23 protein-coding genes are annotated in these 19,832 nt (G+C 62.3%); 12 read left to right on the forward strand and 11 right to left on the reverse strand.

Going from position 1 to position 19,832, the window contains the following annotated elements:
• Positions 1-14: 14 nt before the first annotated feature.
• From RHM60_RS16575 to betC, 3 genes are all read right to left on the reverse strand, one after another.
• Positions 15-1,583 (reverse strand): SulP family inorganic anion transporter, encoded by a 1,569-nt coding sequence (locus RHM60_RS16575; RefSeq protein ID WP_209986760.1) that lies wholly within the window; start codon positions 1,581-1,583, stop codon positions 15-17.
• A 108-nt stretch (positions 1,584-1,691) separates the two neighbouring features.
• On the reverse strand, positions 1,692-2,606 hold the full coding sequence (choX, locus tag RHM60_RS16580) for a choline ABC transporter substrate-binding protein (RefSeq protein WP_322212229.1): 915 nt from the start codon (positions 2,604-2,606) through the stop codon (positions 1,692-1,694).
• Positions 2,607-2,624: 18 nt separating this feature from the next.
• A complete protein-coding gene (betC, locus tag RHM60_RS16585; RefSeq protein ID WP_322212230.1) occupies positions 2,625-4,139 on the reverse strand; it encodes a choline-sulfatase in 1,515 nt (504 codons plus the stop codon).
• 103 nt (positions 4,140-4,242) lie between these two features.
• On the opposite strand from betC, the gene RHM60_RS16590 reads away from it, so the two are divergent.
• From RHM60_RS16590 to RHM60_RS16615, 6 genes are all read left to right on the forward strand, one after another.
• The gene (locus RHM60_RS16590) at positions 4,243-5,193 is read left to right on the forward strand and encodes a choline sulfate utilization transcriptional regulator (RefSeq protein WP_231422203.1); all 951 of its coding nucleotides are present in this window, start codon (positions 4,243-4,245) and stop codon (positions 5,191-5,193) included.
• A 31-nt stretch (positions 5,194-5,224) separates the two neighbouring features.
• Positions 5,225-5,554 carry a DOPA 4,5-dioxygenase family protein gene (locus RHM60_RS16595; RefSeq protein WP_322212231.1) on the forward strand — a complete coding sequence of 110 codons (330 nt, stop codon included), beginning with the start codon at positions 5,225-5,227 and terminating at the stop codon, positions 5,552-5,554.
• 103 nt (positions 5,555-5,657) lie between these two features.
• A complete protein-coding gene (locus tag RHM60_RS16600) occupies positions 5,658-6,623 on the forward strand; it encodes a 2-dehydro-3-deoxygalactonokinase (RefSeq protein WP_322212232.1) in 966 nt (321 codons plus the stop codon).
• 1 nt (position 6,624) lies between these two features.
• Positions 6,625-7,245: a 2-dehydro-3-deoxy-6-phosphogalactonate aldolase gene (locus RHM60_RS16605; protein WP_209986771.1), complete on the forward strand. Its 621-nt coding sequence runs from the start codon at positions 6,625-6,627 to the stop codon at positions 7,243-7,245.
• 48 nt (positions 7,246-7,293) lie between these two features.
• Positions 7,294-8,442 carry a galactonate dehydratase gene (gene dgoD / locus RHM60_RS16610; protein ID WP_003233648.1) on the forward strand — a complete coding sequence of 383 codons (1,149 nt, stop codon included), beginning with the start codon at positions 7,294-7,296 and terminating at the stop codon, positions 8,440-8,442.
• A 156-nt stretch (positions 8,443-8,598) separates the two neighbouring features.
• On the forward strand, positions 8,599-9,903 hold the full coding sequence (locus tag RHM60_RS16615) for an MFS transporter (protein ID WP_322212233.1): 1,305 nt from the start codon (positions 8,599-8,601) through the stop codon (positions 9,901-9,903).
• A 269-nt stretch (positions 9,904-10,172) separates the two neighbouring features.
• Here the strand turns inward: RHM60_RS16615 and RHM60_RS16620 are convergent, their stop codons facing one another.
• The 3 genes from RHM60_RS16620 to trpB all read right to left on the reverse strand — a co-directional run bounded on the left by RHM60_RS16620 (position 10,173) and on the right by trpB (position 12,789).
• Positions 10,173-10,604 (reverse strand): anti-virulence regulator CigR family protein, encoded by a 432-nt coding sequence (locus RHM60_RS16620; protein WP_322212234.1) that lies wholly within the window; start codon positions 10,602-10,604, stop codon positions 10,173-10,175.
• 134 nt (positions 10,605-10,738) lie between these two features.
• A complete protein-coding gene (gene trpA / locus RHM60_RS16625; protein ID WP_057006211.1) occupies positions 10,739-11,548 on the reverse strand; it encodes a tryptophan synthase subunit alpha in 810 nt (269 codons plus the stop codon).
• On the reverse strand, positions 11,548-12,789 hold the full coding sequence (trpB, locus tag RHM60_RS16630; protein ID WP_322212235.1) for a tryptophan synthase subunit beta: 1,242 nt from the start codon (positions 12,787-12,789) through the stop codon (positions 11,548-11,550). The genes trpA and trpB overlap by 1 nt, the downstream gene beginning before the upstream one ends.
• 110 nt (positions 12,790-12,899) lie before the next feature.
• On the opposite strand from trpB, the gene RHM60_RS16635 reads away from it, so the two are divergent.
• The gene (locus RHM60_RS16635) at positions 12,900-13,799 is read left to right on the forward strand and encodes a LysR family transcriptional regulator (protein WP_209986781.1); all 900 of its coding nucleotides are present in this window, start codon (positions 12,900-12,902) and stop codon (positions 13,797-13,799) included.
• Here RHM60_RS16635 and RHM60_RS16640 read toward each other — a convergent pair.
• Positions 13,796-14,122 (reverse strand): DUF883 family protein, encoded by a 327-nt coding sequence (locus tag RHM60_RS16640; RefSeq protein WP_034101663.1) that lies wholly within the window; start codon positions 14,120-14,122, stop codon positions 13,796-13,798. The genes RHM60_RS16635 and RHM60_RS16640 overlap by 4 nt on opposite strands.
• 157 nt (positions 14,123-14,279) lie before the next feature.
• On the opposite strand from RHM60_RS16640, the gene RHM60_RS16645 reads away from it, so the two are divergent.
• Positions 14,280-14,492, forward strand: a complete 213-nt coding sequence (locus RHM60_RS16645; RefSeq protein WP_003233668.1) for a dodecin — start codon at positions 14,280-14,282, stop codon at positions 14,490-14,492.
• Between the two features lie 115 nt (positions 14,493-14,607).
• Positions 14,608-14,832, forward strand: a complete 225-nt coding sequence (locus RHM60_RS16650; RefSeq protein WP_209986784.1) for a DUF1161 domain-containing protein — start codon at positions 14,608-14,610, stop codon at positions 14,830-14,832.
• 59 nt (positions 14,833-14,891) lie between these two features.
• Here the strand turns inward: RHM60_RS16650 and RHM60_RS16655 are convergent, their stop codons facing one another.
• A complete protein-coding gene (locus tag RHM60_RS16655; RefSeq protein ID WP_322212236.1) occupies positions 14,892-15,893 on the reverse strand; it encodes an LLM class flavin-dependent oxidoreductase in 1,002 nt (333 codons plus the stop codon).
• A 217-nt stretch (positions 15,894-16,110) separates the two neighbouring features.
• On the opposite strand from RHM60_RS16655, the gene RHM60_RS16660 reads away from it, so the two are divergent.
• Complete coding sequence (locus RHM60_RS16660) at positions 16,111-16,542, forward strand: OsmC family protein (protein ID WP_057006206.1); 432 nt, start codon at positions 16,111-16,113, stop codon at positions 16,540-16,542.
• Positions 16,543-16,696: 154 nt separating this feature from the next.
• On the forward strand, positions 16,697-16,936 hold the full coding sequence (locus RHM60_RS16665; protein WP_209986793.1) for a DUF1161 domain-containing protein: 240 nt from the start codon (positions 16,697-16,699) through the stop codon (positions 16,934-16,936).
• On the opposite strand, the gene RHM60_RS16670 is transcribed toward RHM60_RS16665, so the two are convergent.
• Complete coding sequence (locus RHM60_RS16670) at positions 16,937-17,359, reverse strand: hypothetical protein (RefSeq protein WP_057006204.1); 423 nt, start codon at positions 17,357-17,359, stop codon at positions 16,937-16,939.
• A 109-nt stretch (positions 17,360-17,468) separates the two neighbouring features.
• Here RHM60_RS16670 and RHM60_RS16675 point away from each other — a divergent pair, with 109 nt between their 5' ends.
• A complete protein-coding gene (locus RHM60_RS16675; protein ID WP_322212237.1) occupies positions 17,469-18,545 on the forward strand; it encodes an aminopeptidase in 1,077 nt (358 codons plus the stop codon).
• 51 nt (positions 18,546-18,596) lie between these two features.
• On the opposite strand, the gene RHM60_RS16680 is transcribed toward RHM60_RS16675, so the two are convergent.
• Both RHM60_RS16680 and RHM60_RS16685 read right to left on the reverse strand, forming a co-directional pair.
• On the reverse strand, positions 18,597-19,256 hold the full coding sequence (locus RHM60_RS16680; protein ID WP_209986803.1) for an HAD family hydrolase: 660 nt from the start codon (positions 19,254-19,256) through the stop codon (positions 18,597-18,599).
• A complete protein-coding gene (locus RHM60_RS16685; protein WP_209986807.1) occupies positions 19,253-19,795 on the reverse strand; it encodes a gamma carbonic anhydrase family protein in 543 nt (180 codons plus the stop codon). The genes RHM60_RS16680 and RHM60_RS16685 overlap by 4 nt, the downstream gene beginning before the upstream one ends.
• Positions 19,796-19,832: the final 37 nt, after the last annotated feature.

Consider the following 19,832-nt stretch of genomic DNA (forward strand, 5'->3'; position numbering starts at 1 on the left):
ATTATGGGAGGGGCTCAGTCTTCGAAATGGATGGGGCAACGGTCGGCGCCTTCCAGCTTTCTCAGCTCCTCTACCACCTGGGGCCGAGCCCGGCGCAAGGTCAGGCTGCGTCCCAACCCCTGCAACCGCCGTGCTTCCTGGTGCAGCATCTCCACCCCCGAATAGTCGATGAAATTGATCTGTTGCGCCTCGATCACCACCCGTTTCCCCGCGAGTCGTTGCAGGCGCACCTGCAGGTAATGGCTGGCGCCAAAAAAGATCGAGCCGCCCACCCGCAGCACATCATCTTCACCGTCGCGCCAGTGCTGGACGCTGGGTTGTGACGTGCGCTTGAGGTAGAAAAACAGCGAGGCCAGCACCCCCGCATAAATTGCCGTCTGCAACTCCAGCAGCAAAGTCGCCAGCAGTGTCAGGCTCATCACCACGAATTCCGCGCGACTGACCCGGAACAACGCGCCAATAGCGCGACGGTCCACCAGGCCCCAGCAAATCAGCAGAATGCTCGCCGCCATGCTCGGGATCGGGATCCGGGCGATCAACGCCGCGCCAAACAACGCGAACAACGCCACCCACAGCGCCGAAAACACCCCGGCCAGTGGTGAGCAGGCGCCCGCCTCAAGGTTGAGGCCCGAGCGCGTGAAGGAACCGGCCGACAAATAGCCGGAAAAAAATCCGCCGACCATATTGGATAAACCCTGCGCACGAACTTCCTGGTTGGCATCGAGCAATTGCTGCGAGCGCGCCGACAAGGCGCGCGCAATCGACAGGCTGGTCACCAGCCCCAGCATGCCCACCGCCACGGCGCCGGGCAGCAGGCGCAGAATCACGTCCAGGTCCATCGGCAACGGGCTGAACGGCGGCAGCTTGCCGATAAACCCACTCACCCGCGCTACGTGCCCGAACATCGCCGGCCACAGCCACGCGGCCAGGCTGCTCAGGGTCAGGGCGATCAACAGCGTCGGCCAGCGCGGCACCCGGTACTTGAGCAACGCGCCCAGCAGCAAGGTGCCGAGGCCCAGGATGAGCGAGGCGTGGTCCCACTCGCCGCGATGTTCGATCAGTGCCAGCAGGCTGTTGAGGGCGGTGGTCTGGCTCGGCAGTTCAAGCCCCAGCAGGTTGGGCAACTGCCCCAATGCGATGACCACGGCGGCGCCGAGGGTGAAGCCGAGTACCACGGAGTGCGAGACGAAATTCACCAGCGCACCGAAGCGCAGCAGGCCGAGCAGCCACTGGAACACGCCAGCCAGGAACGTCAGCAGCAGGATCAGGCTGATGTAGTCCCGCGAGCCCGGCACGGCCAATGGGCTGACGCTGGCGTAGAGGACGATGGAAATCGCCGCCGTAGGCCCGCAGATCAGGTGCCAGGACGAACCCCACAGGCAAGCGATCAACACCGGGATGATGGCTGCGTACAGGCCGTATTCAGGTGGCAGGCCGGCGATCAGCGCGTAGGCAATCGACTGTGGCAGGGCAAGTACGGCGCCGCTGAGACCGACCAGTGCGTCCCGTCCGACGCTCGCGCGGGTTTGATTCGCCAGCCAGGCGAGGAAGGGAAAGAGTGTGTAGCGAGTGGGCCGGGGCATCTGTAACTCGGCTTGAAAGATTTGGCTCAAGATTATCAGCACCCACATGCCCCTGTGGGAGCCAGCTCCCACAAAAGCTCATTCCCACAAAGTGGCAGCGGTGGGGCTTTAGAGCTGGGCTTTGACTGCCGCCAATGCGTCCTTGCCATCCACGGTCTTCACCCCATCAAGCCACTTGTCGAGCACCGCAGGGTTGGCCTTGATCCACGTCTTCGCGGCCTCGGCGTTGCTGACCTTGTCGTTGGCCACCTGCGCCATGATGCTGTTCTCCATGTCCTGGGTAAAACTCAGGTTGGTCAGCAGTTTCCCCACGTTCGGGCAGGCCTGCGCATAACCCTTGCGGGTCAGGGTGTAGACGCTGCCGGTATCGCCGAAGTACTGCTCGCCGCCCTTGAGGTAATGCATCTTCAACTGCACGTTCATCGGGTGCGGCGTCCAGCCAAGGAAGGTGACGAAGCGCTGCTTCTTCACCGCCCGCGACACTTCGGCGAGCATCGCCTGTTCGCTCGACTCGATCAGTTTCCACTGGCCCAGGTTGAAGTCGTTCTTCTTGATGATCTCCTGCAGCGAGATATTGGCCGGCGCGCCGGAGCCGATGCCGTAAATCTTCTTGTCGAACTTGTCGGCGAATGCGTTCAGGTCGGCAAAATCATGCACCCCCGCATCCCACACATAATCCGGCACGGCCAGGGTGAACTCGGTGCCGTCGAGGTTCTTCGCCAGTTGCACCACATCGCCATTGGCCACGAACTTGTCGTAAAAGCCTTGCTGCGCCGGCATCCAGTTGCCGAGGAACACATCCACTTTGCCGTCCTTGAGCCCGCCAAAAGTAATCGGCACCGCCAGGGTGTCGACCTTGGGTGTGTAGCCCATGCCCGTCAGCAAGAAACCGGTAATGGCGTTGGTTGCGGCAATGTCGCTCCAGCCCGGGTCAGCCATTTTTACCGTTTCGCAACGTGTGTCTGCGTACGCATTGGCGCTGGCCAGCGCCAGAATGCTCAGTATCACCGTCAATTTTTGCATGACCTTCCCTCTGTCTGTTTATTGGTTCTGGCAGGGTTGTGGATAACGTGCTTTGCGCTCCAGGTCGTCGAGGTCGATGTGGTTGCGCATGTATTGCTGGCTGGCGTCCACCAGCGGCTGGTGGTCCCAGCTCTTGAGCGTGCCCTGGGTCAGTGCCTCGAACACCAGGCGACGACGGCGTTGGCTCGCGAGCACCTGCTGGTGGATCGCCGGGATGTCCCATTTGGCCCGCGCCTCTTTCAAAAACGCCTCGAACAGCGGCCGGTGTTCCGGTGACTGGGCAAGGTCTTCCCGCTCGTGCGGGTCGTTGTGCACATCGAACAGCAGACACGGATCGTCTTCGCTGTAGATGAATTTCCAGGCGCCCCGGCGAATCATCATCAAGGGGCTGATGGTGCCTTCGGCCATGTATTCGCCAAACACTTCGTCGTGCCCGCCCTGCCCTTGCAAGTGCGATACCAGCGAGCGGCCGTCCAGCGGCAGGCGCGGGTCGAGTGCGCCGCCGGCCAGTTCCACCAGGGTGGGCAGCAGGTCGGCGGTGGACACAGCCGACGTGACGCGGCCGGCGGCGAACTGCCCTGGCGCACTCACCAGCAACGGCACGCGGGCAGCCATTTCAAACCAGTGCATTTTGTACCAGAGGCCGCGCTCGCCGAGCATGTCGCCGTGATCGCCCGAAAAGATGATGATCGTGTCGTCGGCCAGGCCGGTGTCTTCCAGGGTTTGCAGGAGCTTGCCGACGTTGCTGTCAATGTAGCTGCAGGCGCCGAAGTAGGCGCGGCGCGCATCGCGGATCTTGTCGACCGGCAGCGGCTTGTCCCATAAGTCATACACCTTGAGCAGCCGTTGGGAATGCGGGTCGAGGTCACTCTGCGCAGGCGTCACGGGCAACGGGATGTCGCTGTCGTCGTAGAGGTCCCAGAACGGTTTGGGAATGGTGTACGGGTCGTGAGGGTGGGTCATCGACACGGTGAGGCAGAACGGCCGGTCGCCGTCCTCGCGAATGTGGTCGAACAGGTACTGCTGGGCCTTGAACACCACCTCCTCGTCGAAATCCAGCTGGTTGGTGCGCACGCACGGGCCGGCCTGCAGCACCGATGACATGTTGTGAAACCAGCTGGGGCGCACATCCGGTTCGTCCCAGTTCACTGCCCAGCCGTAATCGGCGGGGTAGATATCGCTGGTCAGGCGTTCTTCAAAACCGTGTAACTGGTCGGGGCCGCAAAAGTGCATCTTGCCCGACAGCGCGGTGCGGTAGCCCAGGCGGCGCAGGTAGTGGGCGTAGGTCGGCACATCGGCGGGAAAGTCCGCCGCGTTGTCGTAGGCGCCGATCTTGCTCGGCAGCTGGCCGCTGACCAGCGTGAAGCGCGACGGTGCGCACAGCGGGCTGTTGCAATAGGCGGCGTCGAACACCACGCCCTGGGCGGCAAGACGGCTCAGGTTGGGCAGCTTGATTGGGGAAGGTCCGTAGAACGGCAGCATCGGCGCGGCCATTTGATCGGCCATGATGAAAAGAATGTTCTTGCGCTTCATGATCTATCGGCATTCCATAGGCGGTGTTTATGCCAGTGAGCATGCAGCCCATGAAAAGTGGGGTAAAGCCCATGAAAAGCAATGTCTAGGATAAGCACAGCTTATGTATGAAGCCCTCGGCGACCTGTCCCTCGACCTGCTGCGCGCCTTCGAAGCCGCTGCGCGCCACCGCAGCTTTACGGCGGCGGCGATGGAGCTGGGCGCCACCCAACCGGCGATCAGCCAGCAGATCAAACGCCTCGAAGAACAGCTGGCGATCCGCCTGTTTGATCGCATCTACCGCGGCATTGAACTGACTGACGCCGGCGCGCTGTTGTTCGAGCATGTGCAGGGCGGCTTGCAGGGCATCAATCAGGGCCTCAGCGCGATCACCCAGCAGGACCAGCACGAAGTGCTGCAGGTGGCCACCGACTTTGCCTTCGCCGCCTACTGGCTGATGCCGCGCCTGCACCGTTTTCATGAGGCCTACCCGCAGGTGGACGTGAGCCTGGTGACCAGCGAACGCAACCACGCCAGCCTGCGCAGCGACATCGACGTGGCGGTGCTGTTTGGCGACGGCCGCTTCAAGCAGGGCGACAGCCTGTGGCTATTCAACGAGGAAGTATTCCCGGTGTGCAGCCCCCAGTGGCTCAAGGATCAGGCCCGGCCACTGAGCGTGCAGACCTTGCCCGAGTACCCGCTGCTGCACCTGCGTCAGGAGACCAACAGCCAATGGTTCAATTGGGCTGGCGTGTTCCGCGAGCTGGGGATCGCCGTAGCGCCCACGCCCGGCCAGTTGCGTTTCGACAACTACACCCTGCTGATCCAGGCGGCGATTGCCGGCCAGGGCGTGGCCATCGGCTGGCGGCACCTGGTGGATAACCTGCTCGAGCAGAACTGGCTGTGCCGGCCGATCAGCGACACGGTGATCTCGCGCTTCGGCTACTACGTGGTGCAGCCACAACGTAAACGACGCGGGCAACTGGTCGAGCGATTTGTCGACTGGTTGCTGGCGGAGCAGGCCAGTAGCGCGCAATCGCTGACCGGACTGGCCCTGCCCTCGATTGCCGTCTAGCATTTGGCGCACATCCGCTGCGGAGGCCGCCATGCAACGCATCAAGGGCTATCACGCCCATATCTACTTCGACGCCGACACCCTCGATCAGGCCCGCACGTTGTGTGAAGACGCCGCCGCACTGTTCCCGCTGCGCATGGGGCGCATGCACCAACGGCCGGTGGGCCCGCACCCGGACTGGAGCTGTCAGCTGGCGTTCGACGTCGAATACATCGGTGTGGTGCTGCCCTGGCTGGTGATCCATCGCAATGGCCTGGTGGTGTTCCTGCATCCGGACACCGGTGACGACCTCAAGGACCACACCGACTACGCGATCTGGATGGGGGCGATGCGGGAGCTGAACCTGAGCGCATTTAAATAAATAGCCGTTTATTCCCTATATATGGGACAGATATTTATATATTGAGATTCGCGCCGCCTTGGGTTTATATTCGCCCATCCGCTCAGAACACTCAGGTGAAGCGATGCAGGCGCAATTGATCGCGCTCGATTGGGGGACCAGCTCCCTTCGTGCTTACAAACTCGGCCCCGCAGGCGTGGTGCTGGAACAGCGCGCGCTGGCGTCGGGCATCATGCATTTGCCCACCGAGGCCCGCGCTATCGCCGGTGTGCGCTGCACCGATGGTTTCGAGCTGGCCTTTGACGCGGCCTGTGGCGACTGGCTCGATGCGGCGCCCCATCTGCCGGTGATCGCCTGCGGCATGGTCGGCAGCGCCCAGGGCTGGAGCGAAGCGGCCTATCGCGCTACACCCGTCGACGTCTCCAGCCTGGGCCAGGCCTTGCACCGGGTGCGCAGCCTGCGCGGTGTGGAGGTGCACATCGTGCCCGGTGTGATCGAGCCGGACGGCTTGCCCAATGTGATGCGCGGCGAAGAAACCCAGGTGCTGGGCGTGCTGCAAAGCCTGCCGGCGGGCGCTGACGTATTGATCGGCCTGCCCGGCAGCCATTGCAAATGGGTCAAGGTGGTCGATGGCCGCATCACCCATTTCGACACCTTCATGACCGGTGAGCTGTTCGCGATATTGAGCAAACACAGCATTCTGGGGCGTACCCAACAGCCCTGTGAGCAGTTCCAGGCCCAAGCCTTTGACCGAGGCGTACACGTGGCGCTGTCGGCCGATGGCCAGCGCGGTTTGCTGTCCACCCTGTTCAGCGCCCGTACCCTTGGCCTCACCGCCGAACTCTCGTCCGAGCAACAAGCGGATTATCTTTCCGGCCTGATGATCGGCCATGAACTCGCCGGCCTGCCAGGCAGCGCAAAACACCAGCCGATCATCCTGGTCGGCGCCGCTGCTCTTTGCACCCGCTATCAACGCGCCCTCGCCCTTTGCGGCTTCGCCCATGTCAGCCTGGCGCAGGAAGCCACCGAGCGCGGCCTGTGGCAATTGGCCGTGGCGGCCGGGCTCACTCAACCAGCAACGGAGGCCTGACATGCTCAAGCACGCACTGGCACAAAACGGTTTGATCGCGATCCTGCGCGGCGTACGCCCGGACGAAGCCCTGGCCATCGGACTGGTGTTGTACGACGCCGGTTTTCGCGTGATCGAAGTGCCGCTCAATTCGCCCGACCCCTACACCAGCATCCGCACCCTGCGCGACACCTTGCCCGCCGATTGCCTGATCGGTGCCGGCACGGTGTTGACGCCGGAACAGGTCGAGCAGGTCAAGGCGGCCGGCGGCCAGGTGATCGTCATGCCCCACAGCGATGCCAAGGTACTGCGTGCGGCAAAAGCGGCCGGCCTGTACCTGTCGCCGGGTGTGGCGACGCCCACCGAAGCGTTCGCGGCATTGGCCGAAGGCGCCGATGTGCTGAAGCTGTTTCCGGCCGAGCAAATGGGCCCGGCGGTGATCAAGGCGTGGCTCGCGGTATTGCCGGCGGGCACCCTGCTGCTGCCGGTGGGCGGCATCACCCCGGACAACATGCAGGTGTTCAGCGACGCCGGCGCCAAGGGTTTCGGGTTGGGTTCCGGGTTGTTCAAACCGGGTATGACAGTGGATCAGGTCGCGAGCCGCGCCCAGGCGTATGTCGCCGCCTGGAAAGCCCTGAGCTGATATCAAGTTCCGCGCCCGCAGGCGCCGCATCGATAAGAGAGATAACAGATGAAAATCACCAAACTGACGACCTTTATCGTCCCGCCGCGCTGGTGCTTCCTCAAGGTCGAGACCGACCAGGGCGTGACCGGCTGGGGTGAGCCGGTGGTCGAGGGCCGTGCCCACACGGTGGCGGCTGCCGTTGAAGAACTGTCCGACTACCTGATCGGCAAAGACCCACGCAATATCGAAGACATCTGGACCGTGCTCTATCGCGGCGGCTTCTACCGTGGCGGCGCCGTGCACATGAGCGCCCTGGCCGGTATCGACCAGGCGTTGTGGGACATCAAGGGCAAGGCCCTCGGCGTGTCCGTGAGCGACCTGCTCGGCGGCCAGGTGCGCGACAAGATTCGCGTGTATTCGTGGATCGGCGGCGACCGTCCGGCTGACACCGCGCGTGCCGCCAAAGAGGCCGTGGCCCGTGGCTTTACCGCGGTGAAAATGAACGGCACCGAAGAACTGCAGTTCGTCGACAGTTTCGACAAAGTCGACCTGGCCCTGGCCAACGTGGCGGCCGTGCGTGATGCAGTCGGCCCCAACGTGGGCATCGGCGTCGACTTCCATGGCCGCGTGCACAAGCCGATGGCCAAGGTGCTGATGAAGGAGCTGGACCCGTACAAGCTGATGTTTATCGAAGAGCCGGTGCTCAGCGAAAACTATGAAGCGCTGAAAGAGCTGGCGCCGCTGACCAGCACGCCGATTGCCCTGGGCGAGCGCCTGTTCTCGCGCTGGGACTTCAAGCGCGTGCTCAGCGAGGGCTACGTCGACATCATCCAGCCGGATGCCTCCCACGCGGGCGGCATCACCGAGACGCGCAAGATCGCCAACATGGCCGAAGCCTACGACGTGGCGCTGGCTCTGCACTGTCCGCTGGGCCCGATTGCCCTGGCGGCCTGCCTGCAACTGGACGCGGTCTGCTACAACGCGTTTATCCAGGAACAAAGCCTGGGCATTCACTACAACGAGAGCAACGACCTGCTCGACTACGTGCGCGACCCGGGCGTGTTCGACTATGACCAGGGCTTTGTGAAGATCCCCAACGGCCCGGGCCTGGGCATCGAGATCAACGAGGAATACGTGATCGAACGCGCGGCCATCGGCCACCGCTGGCGCAACCCGATCTGGCGCCATGCCGACGGCAGCTTTGCCGAGTGGTAAGCACGCTCTGACTGAAAGAATGCGGTTAAACAGGTGGGAGGGGGCTTGCTCCCGATAGCTGGGTGTCAGTCGACATTTTCAGTGGCTGATTCACCGCTATCGGGAGCCAGCCCCCTCCCACCCAGTCCTCAATAAACATAAAAAGAGGCACTCCCCATGCAACCTGAATCCCTCACCGGACAGGCTTCTCTCGTCACGCCTAGCCGAAAGCGCTACTTCATCGGCCTGCTGCTGTTCATCACCGTGGTGATCAACTACCTGGACCGCAGCAACCTGTCGATTGCCGCGCCAGCTTTGACCAGCGACCTGGGGATCGACCCGGTGCATGTCGGGCTGATCTTCTCCGCGTTCGGCTGGACCTACGCGGCCATGCAGATTCCCGGCGGCTGGCTGGTCGACCGGGTGCCACCGCGCATCCTCTACACCGCCGCCTTGCTGTTGTGGTCGATTGCCACGGTGATGCTGGGCTTTGCCGCCAGCTTTATCGCGCTGTTTGTGTTGCGCATGGCGGTCGGCGCACTGGAGGCCCCGGCCTATCCGATCAACAGCCGTGTGGTGACCACCTGGTTTCCCGAGCGCGAACGTGCCACGGCGATTGGCTTTTATACCTCGGGGCAGTTCGTCGGGCTGGCGTTTCTGACGCCGGTGCTGGCCTGGCTGCAACACCGGTTCGGCTGGCACATGGTGTTTGTCGCCACGGGCGGCGTGGGCATTCTGTGGGCGCTGATCTGGTACGCGGTGTACCGCGAGCCGAAGGATTTCAACGGCGCCAATGCGGCGGAAATTCAACTGATCCGCGACGGCGGCGGCCTGGTGGACATGCAGGCGCAGACCAAAAAGGCGCCGTTCAGTTGGGTCGACCTGGGCATTGTGCTGAGCAAGCGTAAGCTCTGGGGCATCTACCTGGGCCAGTTCTGCCTGAACTCCACGCTGTGGTTTTTCCTGACGTGGTTCCCCACTTACCTGGTGAAATACCGTGGCATGGATTTCATCAAGTCCGGCCTGCTGGCCTCGCTGCCCTTTCTCGCGGCGTTTGTCGGTGTGCTGTGTTCCGGGATCTTTTCCGACTGGCTGATCCGCCGGGGAGCGTCGGTGGGCTTTGCACGCAAGTTGCCGATCATCAGCGGGCTACTGATTTCCACTGCGATAATCGGCGCCAACTACGTGGACTCGACGGCGTGGGTGATTGCCTTCCTGGCGCTGGCGTTCTTCGGCAATGGCCTGGCATCGATCACCTGGTCGCTGGTGTCGACCCTGGCCCCCGCGCATTTGCTGGGATTGACGGGCGGGGTGTTCAACTTCATCGGCAATCTGTCGGCGATTGCCACGCCAATCGTGATCGGCTTTCTGGCCAGCGGCGACTCGTTTGCGCCGGCAATAACCTACATCGCCGTGCTGGCGCTGCTTGGCGCGTTGTCCTACGTGCTGCTGGTGGGCAAGGTCGAGCGGATCGAGTTGTAAACCCTGACCCGCCTGTGGTGGCGGGCGGGCTTCTGTGGCTAGCAGGCTTTTTGTGTTGTGGCGAGCGGGCTTGTTTGTGGCGAGCGGGCTTGCCCCGCGTTGGGGTGCGAAGCGCCCCCAATCAAGCAAAACGCGGTGTACCTGATACGACTCAGCGTCTGGTTTTGGGGCTGCTGCGCAGCCCAACGCAGGACAAGCCTGCTCGCCACAGGGAATCTGCGCTTAACTGAACGGCATTAGGGCAAGCCCGCTTGCCACAAAAAGCCTGCTTAGTTGAGTACGTTGGCAAGGATCTCGTAGACGATGCCGGTGCCCACTGCGATCAGCACCACGTCCGGGCCGGAGCGGCGCCATTCGTAACCGTCGTAGCGCGGCAGGCGCTCCAGTTCGCGGGGGCCGAGGCGCTCGCCGTAGTAGCCGGGGGGCAATGGCCGGCCGCGTTCCAGGCGCACGTCCGGTGGCGGTGGCGCGCCGCGTGCGAACTGGTCGTGGTGGTCGTGGATGATCTGGCGCACCGGGCCGAAATCCCGGGGTGGGCCGCCTCGGCGGTCGTCCTGCGGGCCACGTTGCTCATGGGGGGCCGGCGGGCCGTCACGGCCGGGGCCTTCACCGCGCGGGTCGGGCGGCGCGGCGTGCACCAAGGCGCTGGCGCCGAGTACCAGCACGCCGAGACCTGCAATCACGGATTTGGGCATTTTCATCGGGGATTCCTCAGGGCACACACAAAAAAGGGATTTCGAACGAGGTTCGAAATCCCTGGGTCTTGCTGTTTAGGCCGTGCCCGCGCCGGTTGATTCCTCTGTATCAGGAACTTTACCTAGCGCTGACGGGACGCTTACTTACGCGCGTTACGCACGCCTTCGGCCAGCGCCGCGCAATGGCTCAATACCCCATCGATAGCGTGCTCATGGCTGCTGGCGTTGGCGATGTGGTCGATCAATGCCGAGCCCACCACGACACCGTCCGCCAGGCGAGCGATGGCAGCGGCCTGTTCCGGCGTGCGGATACCAAAACCGATGCTGATCGGCAGGTCGGTATGGCGGCGCAGGCGCGTCACGGCTTCTTCGACGTGTTCCAGGGTGGCGGCGCCGGCACCGGTCACACCGGCCACCGACACGTAGTACACAAAGCCGGAACTGCCGTTGAGCACGGTAGGCAGACGCACATCGTCGGTGGTCGGCGTGGTCAGGCGGATAAAGTCGATGCCGGCGGCCTGGGCCGGGTCGCACAGCTCAGCGTTATGCTCGGGCGGCATGTCGACCACGATCAGGCCATCGACTCCGGCGTCCTTGGCGTCGCTGATGAACGTCGGCACGCCGTATTTATGGATCGGGTTGAAGTAACCCATCAACACCAGCGGCGTGTCGTTATTGTCCTTGCGGAACTCGCGCACCATCTGCAGGGTTTTCGCCAGGTTCTGTTTGGCTTCCAGCGCGCGGATGTTCGCCAACTGGATCGCCGGGCCGTCGGCCATCGGGTCGGTGAAGGGCATGCCCAGCTCGATCACATCGGCGCCGGCCGCAGGCAGGCCTTTGAGGATCGCCAGCGAAGCGTCATACCCCGGGTCGCCGGCGGTGACGAAGGTCACCAGGGCGGCGCGGTTCTGTTCTTTCAGCTGCGCAAAGCGGGTTTGCAGGCGGCTCATCAGTGTGTCTCCTGCTTGGCATGCTCTGGTTGAGCATGTCCCATGTGGTGCATCACGGTCTGCATGTCTTTGTCGCCACGGCCCGACAGGTTGATGACCATCAGGTGATCCTTGGGCAGGTTCGGTGCGCGCTTGAACACTTCGGCCAGGGCATGGGCGCTTTCCAGCGCAGGAATAATCCCTTCCAGGCGGCAGCATTTGTGGAACGCCTCGAGGGCTTCGTCGTCGGTCACCGAGGTGTACTGGACGCGGCCGATGTCATGCAACCACGCGTGTTCCGGGCCGATGCCGGGGTAGTCCAGGCCTGCGGAAATCGAGTGGGCGTCGATGATCTGACCATCGTCGTCCTGCAGCAGGAAGGTGCGGTTACCGTGCAGTACGCCTGGTACGCCGCCGTTGAGGCTGGCGGCGTGTTTGCCGGTCTCGATGCCGTGGCCGGCCGCTTCGACGCCGATGATGTCCACGCTCTTGTCATCCAGAAACGGGTGGAACAGGCCCATCGCGTTCGAACCGCCGCCGATGCACGCCACCAGGCTGTCCGGCAGGCGGCCTTCCTGGGCTTGCATCTGGTCGCGGGTTTCCTTGCCGATCACGGCCTGGAAGTCACGCACCATGGCAGGGTAAGGGTGCGGGCCGGCCACGGTGCCGATCAGGTAAAAGGTGTCGTCGACATTGGTCACCCAGTCGCGCAGCGCTTCGTTCATCGCGTCCTTCAGCGTGCCGGTGCCGGCCACCACGGGGATGACTTCAGCGCCCAGCAATTTCATGCGGAACACGTTGGCCTGTTGGCGCTCGATGTCGGTGGTGCCCATATAGATCACGCATTGCAGGCCGAAGCGCGCCGCCACGGTGGCGGTGGCCACGCCGTGCATGCCGGCGCCGGTCTCGGCGATGATGCGTTTTTTGCCCATGCGCCGCGCCAGCAGAATCTGGCCGATGCAGTTGTTGATCTTGTGCGCGCCGGTGTGGTTGAGCTCTTCGCGCTTGAGGTAGATCTTGGCGCCGCCGCAGAATTCGGTCAGGCGTTCGGCGAAGTACAGCGGGCTCGGGCGTCCGACGTAGTCGCGCTGGAAGTAGGCCAGTTCCTTATTGAAAGCCGGATCGATCTTGGCCGCTTCGTATTCGCGGGCCAGGTCGAGGATCAACGGCATCAGGGTTTCTGCAACGTAGCGGCCGCCGAAGCCGCCAAACAGGCCGTTAAGGTCCGGGCCGTTGCGCAGGTCGGTCTGGGACTCAATCATGGGACGCTCCAGGGAATAGGGGTTGAGAGATGCAATGAGGTCCACTCTACCCCTCACGCTCCAGGCTGAAAACCGATAAGATCGCCGCAACCTGTCAGGAAAACTCACAGATGAGCCGAGACCTCCCACCGCTCAATGCCTTGCGCGCGTTTGAAGCCGCAGCACGGCTAAACAGCGTCAGCCAGGCAGCTGAGCAGCTGCATGTGACCCACGGTGCGGTGAGTCGCCAGCTCAAAGTGCTCGAAGAACACCTGGGCGTCAGCCTGTTCGTCAAGGAGGGTCGTGGCCTTAAACTCACAGATGCAGGTGTACGGCTGCGTGATGTGAGTGCCGAGGCATTTGAGCGACTGCGCGATGTGTGCAACGAATTGACCCGCCACAGCGCCGACGCACCCTTCGTGCTGGGTTGTTCGGGCAGCTTGCTCGCGCGCTGGCTGATCCCGCGCCTGGGCCGCTTGAATGCCGATCTGCCGGACCTGCGTCTGCACCTCTCGGCGGGTGATGGCGATCTCGATCCGCGTCGACCGGGTCTCGACGCCCTGCTGGTGTTTGCCGAACCACCATGGCCGGCCGACATGCAGGTGTTCGAGCTGGCCAGCGAACGCATCGGGCCGGTCATGAGCCCGCGTTATGCCGGTTACGAAAGACTGCGCCAGGCCCCGGCTTCTGCCTTGTGTGGCGAACCGCTGTTGCACACCACCTCGCGCCCGCAAGCCTGGCCCAGTTGGGCGCAGCCACACGGCATCGAGCCCGGCACGTTGAAACTCGGCCAGGGGTTTGAGCATTTGTATTATTTGCTGGAAGCAGCAGTGGCGGGACTTGGGGTAGCGATTGCACCGCAGCCGCTGGTGGCGGAAGACCTGCGTGCGGGTCGGCTGGTGGCGCCATGGGGTTTCAGTGAAACCCCGGCGCACCTGGCGTTGTGGCTGCCCAAGCGCGCCGCAGACGGGCGCGCAGGGCAATTGGCGCAGTGGCTCAAGGCTGAGCTGGCGCGCCAGACCACGTATTAGTCACCGCGTTTGCACAGCAGGTAGGCTGCCAGCAGGCCCAGTGCACCGACGGCAACACCGGCAGTAGTCCATGGGTGCTCTTGTGCGTAGTCACGGGTAGCAACGCCGGTTTCGCGCAGTTTGACCTTGCTTTCTTCGTAGGCATCGGTGATCAGGTGGCGAGAGTGCTTGAGGGCGTTCTCGGCATTGCTTTTCAAGGCCTTCAGTGTTTTGCGCGACTCATCGGACGCGTCATCCTTGAGGCTCTCAAGGGATTTGAGCAGGCTCGAAATCTCGGCTTCCATGCTTTCCAGCGACGCTTTGCGTAAAGAAGTGTTGGCCATGTGAACTCTCCTGAAAGTGATTGAGTGGCGTGTGTAGATACCGACTGCGCCCGTTTCAGAAAGTGCAGTAATTCTGAACTTTCTCCTGCGAATGGTCGCCTGAAGCAGTAAGAACATTCACTGCTAGTCTTGATTGACGACCTTTAGGAGAAACGCCATGAGTAATCACACCTACAAGAAAGTCGAACTGGTGGGTTCGTCCACCACCAGCATTGAAGATGCGATCAACAACGCATTGGCTGAAGCCAGCAAAAGCCTGACGCATCTGGAGTGGTTCGAGGTGACTGAAACCCGTGGTCATATCGAGAACGGCAAGGTGGCCCATTATCAGGTCACCCTCAAGGTGGGATTCCGTATTGCCAGTAGTTAATCGGGTGAGTTGAACTTTGCTCGCTGGCCGATTGCCATAACCTGCGCTACACACATTGGGTGCCGACGCCATTGGCGTCGGCACGCTCAATTTGATCAGCGCAAGGAAGTAACGGATGAAAAAGTTTCTGTTGGCAGTAGGTTTGTTGAGCATTGCAGGCACAGCTCTGGCGGCGGGCAAGCCTTGTGATGAGCTGAAAAGCGAACTCGCAGCGAAGCTTGACGCTAAAGGCGTTCAGCATTACTCGCTGGATGTCGTCGAGAAAGGCGCAGCGGCCGATGCCCAAGTGATTGGCAGCTGTGAAGGCGGCACCAAGGAAATCGTCTACAAGCGCGGTTAATCTCGTGCTCCAGACATAAAAAACCGACGCAGGTGCGTCGGTTTTTTTACGCCTGGGGTTCAGCCCTTCATTACCTGCGCCAGCAGCTCGTAGGAATGAATCCGGTCGGCATGCTCGTACAGGTCGCTGGTGAAGATCAGCTCGTCGGCGCCGGTCTGCTCGATCAGCACCTCCAGCCTGGCGCGGATTTTCGCCGGGCCGCCGACCATGGCCAGGCCGAGGAAGCTGCCGACCGCGTCTTTTTCGTGGGGCAGCCACAGGCCATCCATGGTGTTTACCGGTGCGCGCTGCACCAGGCTCTGCCCGCGCATCAACGCGAGGATGCGTTGATACATCGAGGTGGCCAGGTACTCGGCCTGTTCGTCGGTGTCAGCAGCCACCAGCGGAATGCCGAGCATCACGTAGGGCTTGTCCAGCACGGCTGAAGGCTGGAAGTGATTGCGGTACACGCGCACCGCCTCGTGCATCAGGCGCGGTGCGAAATGGGAGGCGAAGGCGTAGGGCAAACCGCGCTCACCGGCCAGTTGTGCGCTGAACAGGCTTGAACCAAGCAGCCATACCGGCACGTGGGTGCCGGTGCCGGGCATGGCGATCACGCGCTGATCGGGGGTGCGTGGGCCGAGGTAGGCCATCAGTTCGGCCACGTCCTGCGGAAAGTCATCCGCACTGCCGGAGCGCTCACGGCGCAGGGCACGGGCGGTCATCTGGTCGGAGCCGGGCGCGCGGCCCAGGCCCAGGTCGATGCGGCCAGGGTAGAGGCTTTCGAGGGTGCCGAACTGTTCGGCGATCACCAGCGGTGCGTGGTTGGGCAGCATCACGCCGCCGGAGCCGACGCGGATGGTCGAGGTGCCCCCGGCCAGGTAGCCGAGCAATACCGAGGTGGCCGAGCTGGCGATGCCGTCCATGTTGTGGTGCTCGGCCACCCAGAAACGGTTGTAGCCGAATTTTTCCACGTGCTGGGCCAAGTCCAGGGAGTTGCGCAGCGACTGCGCCGGGCTGCCATCGGCGCGCACGGGTACCAGGTCGAGGGTCGAGAACTTTACGTCGGACAGCGATTTCATAAGCCTGCTTCTCCAATAGGGGCGCAGGCTTTCAAGACGAACCAAACCTGCCGCTTCATGTGCATGCTCTGTGAAATGAGGGCATATACCCGAGATTCAATAGCAGGCTAGGAAATTTCCTACTAATTCGCTAGGTTTTTCCGACAAGATGAACTTTGCCGCGCCGTCTAACCTCAGAATCCTTGACGACGTAAAACCACCGTTCGAGGAAACCGCTATGAGTATCGTTAAAAAAGCATCCGCGCATTGGGAAGGTGATCTGAAGACTGGCCTGGGTTCCATCTCCACGGAAACCGGCGTACTTCGCGAAGCGCCCTACGGCTTCAAGGCCCGTTTCGAAGGCGGCAAGGGCACCAACCCTGAAGAACTGATCGGTGCCGCCCACGCCGGTTGTTTCTCCATGGCGTTTTCCATGATTCTTGGCGACGCTGGCCTCAAGGCTGACAGCATCGACACCCAGGCAGAAGTGACCCTGGATCAGGTTGAAGGCGGCTTCGCCATTACTGCGGTGCACCTGGTGCTGAAGGCCAAAATCCCCGGCGCCAGCCAGGCGCAGTTTGATGAGCTGAGCAAGAAGGCCAAGGAAGGGTGCCCGGTGTCGAAGCTGTTGAACGCCACCATTACCCTGGACGGCACGCTCGTTAACTGATGCAGCCGCTTCAATGTGGGAGGGGTAAGCCCTCCCTCATTTTTCCACACGTTCAGTTGTGCGTTAAATCAGAACTCCCGTTTCGCAAATGTGGTCCTATAGCCTATGCAGCCTAGGCGCACACCCGTGCGCATGCATTCAGGGAGCTACACACATGAAACGTTTTGCCTTGGCAATCATCTGCGGTGCGTTGGCCACGTCGGCTGTGGCCGCACCAAAAGATTGTGAAGAGCTTAGAAAAGAGATCGAAGTGAATATCCAGGCCAAGGCGATTCCGTCCTACACCCTGGAAATCATCACTGCCGAAGAAGCCAGGAATCACGACAGCGCCATGATTGTCGGTTCGTGCGAAAACGGCACCAAGCGCATCCTCTATCAGAAAAACAACGACTGATCAGAGGCAGTTCACGCTGCGCTCTTCGGCCAGCAACTGACGTGCCGGGTCATACAGGCGGATGTTTGGCGTGAACGCCAGCGAGCGCCCTTCCAGCACGTAGCGCTGGCCGGCCTGGAAGTGGTCGTACTGCAGCGTCATGAAACACGTGCGGTACATCATCTGGCTGAGGCCGCCCAATCCGCCACCGGCGGGCACTTCAAAATCAAAGCGCACCATCAGCTCGTGAGGGCCGGGGGGCATTTGGAAGAAGCGACCGTCATTGAGTTTCTCCCCGTCCAGACGCTCCGCCATCACCAGTTTGGCGCCGGGCGTGGGCGTGGTGAAATCGACCCAGGCCTGCTGCGGGTCGACGGCCGGCAAGGGCGTCAACGCGCAGGCGCTGAGCAACAGGGCGGCGGCGGGAATCAGAAGCTGGCGCATGGCAGGAACTCAACGCGGGACGAAGTTTGAGTATAAACACGTCATCGCGTGGAAAAATCACCTTCAAGCGCGATAGTCTGGCGGCCCCACTTCCAGGAGCAGCCACCGCATGGTCAGGCGTTTATTTCCCGCAGTGCTGCTCGTGTTGCTTGGTGGTTGTTCCAGCGTTGGTTATTACAGCCAATTGGCCGACGGCCAGTGGCAATTGCTGCGCGCACGGGAGCCGGTGGCCGCCGTGATTGCCGACCCGTTCCGACCCCAGGTCTTGCGTGACCACCTCGCTCAATCCCAGAAAGCCCGCACATTTGCCAGCGAGCACCTGCACCTGCCGGACAATCAGAGTTACCGGCTGTACGCCGACATCCACCGACCGTATGTGGTGTGGAATGTCTTCGCCACGCAGGAATTTTCCCTGTCACCGCAGAACCACTGCTTCCCTATCGCCGGGTGCGTGGCCTATCGCGGCTACTACAACCAGGGCGCGGCGCGCGGCGAGGCGGCGTTGTTGCGGCAACAGGGCCTGGATGTCGCCATCGGTGGCGTCGAGGCCTATTCCACCCTGGGCTGGTTCAATGACCCGATCATGAGTTCGATGATGAGCTGGGGCGACGAGCGCCTGGCCACGTTGATCTTCCATGAACTGGCGCACCAGCGTTTCTATGTGAAGGACGACACCGAATTCAACGAGTCATTTGCCACCTTCGTCGAGCAGGAAGGCACCCGCCAATGGCGTGCCGCCAGAGGGCTGGCGCCGCTCAGCCAGGCGGCGTCGCAGCAGCGTGACCAGTTTATCCGGTTGGTTCTCGACACCCGCACGCGCCTGGAAACGCTCTACACACAGCCCCTGGCCGTCGATGCGATGCGCCAGGCCAAGGCGGCGGAGTTCGAGCGTTTGCGCAGCCAGTATCGGCAGATGCGCGACAGCCAATGGGCAGGCGACAAGCGTTATGACGCGTGGATCGACCAGCCGCTGAACAACGCGCGGTTGCTGCCGTTCGGCCTGTATGACCAGTGGGTGCCGGCGTTTGCCGGGTTGTTCAGGCAGCAAGGTGGGGACTGGGTGAAGTTTTATGCGGCGGTCGAGAGACTGGGTGGGTTGCCGGTGGCGCAGCGCAAGGCGGCGCTCAGGCAGTTGGAGGGTGTTGCCAGTGCTGGCCTCATCGGGAGCAAACCCCTCCCACATTAGCCGGGTGTTCACAGGTCAGAATGTGGGAGGGGGCTTGCTCCCGATAGCGGCTCAAAAGCGCTGCAAAAACCCCTGATGCATCTCATCCAGCGTTTCGAAATGCCAGGTCGGCGCCTCGGCATTCAGCTCTTCAAAACTGCCGAACCCATACCCCACCGCTGCCGAATCCAGCCCGTTGCGGCGCGCGCCAATCAGGTCATGTTTGCGATCACCGATCATCAGGGTTGCCGCCGGGTCCAGGCTTTCTTCGCGCATCAGGTGCGCAATCAGCTCGACCTTGTCGGTGCGCGTGCCGTCCAGCTCGCTGCCGTAGATCACCTTGAAGTGCCTGGCAAAGTCGAAGTGTCGCGCAATTTCCCGGGCAAATTCCCACGGTTTGGAGGTGGCCACGTAAAGCTGGCGTCCCTGCTGGTTCAGCGCTTCCAGCAACGGCATCACGCCGTCAAATACGCGATTTTCATACAGCCCGGTGACCTTGAAGCGCTCGCGGTAGAAATTCACCGCCTGCCAGGCCTTGGCTTCGTCGAAGCCGTAGAACTGCATGAACGCCTGCAGCAACGGCGGGCCGATGAAGTGTTCAAGCCGGGTCAGGTCCGGCTCATCAATCCCCAGTTTGCCAAGGGCATATTGAATCGAGCGCGTGATGCCTTCGCGCGGGTCGGTGAGGGTGCCGTCGAGATCGAACAGTACGGTGGAGTAACGCAGGCTCATTGGTCGAACCCCTCTGCCAGGTGCAGGTCCTTGAGCTTCACGTAGTTGGCGGCGCTGTAGGTGAAAAACGCGCGCTCCTTGTCCGTCAACGCGCGGACCTGTTTGACCGGGCTGCCCACGTACAAAAAGCCACTGTCGAGGGTCTTGCCCGGCGGCACCAGGCTGCCGGCGCCGATGATCACGTCGTCCTCCACCACGGCGCCATCCATCACGATGCTGCCCATGCCGATCAACACCCGGTTGCCGACGCGGCAGCCATGCAGCATGACTTTGTGGGCGACGGTCACATCGTCGCCGATCAGCAACGGGAAGCCGTCCGGGTTGAACGGCCCGGCGTGGGTGATGTGCAGCACACAGCCGTCCTGCACGCTGGTGCGCGCGCCGATGCGGATGCGGTGCATGTCGCCGCGAATCACGGTCAGCGGCCAGACCGAGCTGTCGGTGCCGATTTCGACATCGCCGATCACCACCGCCGAAATATCGACAAAAGCCCCGGCGCCGAGGGTTGGCGTGTGGTTCTGATAGGTGCGAAGGGTCACGATAGCCTCTCTCTTGTGTGCTGATAGCTGCGGTGGG

The sequence above is a fragment of the Pseudomonas sp. MH9.3 genome, assembly GCF_034354675.1.
Lineage (GTDB): Bacteria > Pseudomonadota > Gammaproteobacteria > Pseudomonadales > Pseudomonadaceae > Aquipseudomonas.